General features: G+C 53.2%; 1 protein-coding gene. It reads right to left on the bottom strand.

Annotation, left to right across the window (positions count from 1 at the left end):
* Positions 1-16: 16 nt before the first annotated feature.
* Positions 17-442, bottom strand: coding sequence for a phage terminase large subunit family protein (locus AC2D8P_RS16685; protein ID WP_484704014.1), 426 nt, complete (start codon positions 440-442; stop codon positions 17-19).
* Positions 443-500 lie beyond the last annotated feature (58 nt).

Raw genomic sequence — 500 nt, 5'->3', positions numbered from 1 at the left:
ATCGAACGGAAACGCCTTAAAGGTGCTTTTTGCCATACCACGGGGCCAGCGCCAGCAGCGACGGAATATCACGAATAGTCGGCTCAACGTGGGTTTTCATAAAGTTCTCGGCATCACCATCCGTCGGCAACCAGATAAGGGTGTTGCGCTGCTTATGCTCTATAAAGTAGGCATAAACACCCAGCAGCATTTTGGAATAACCGACACGGGCAGACTTCACCACATTCACCTCACGGATGTAGTCGCTGCCCATCGCATTCATGATGGCCCGCTGAAAGGGCAGTGTTTCCCAGCGCCCTTCCTGGTATGCGGATTCTTTCGGGAGATAGTAATTAGCATCCGCCCATTCAACGGCGGTCTGTGGCTCCGGCCTGAACAGTGAGCGAAGCCCGGCGCGGACAAAATGCCGCAGCCTGTTAACCTGACTGTTCGATATATTCACTCAGCAACCCCGGTATCAGTTCATCCAGCGCGGCTGCTTTGTTCATGGCTTTGATGAT

This window comes from Roseovarius sp. YIN77 (assembly GCF_057219155.1).
The sequence above is the reverse complement of the archived record's forward strand: the minus strand, read 5'-3'. Positions and strand labels throughout refer to the sequence as shown.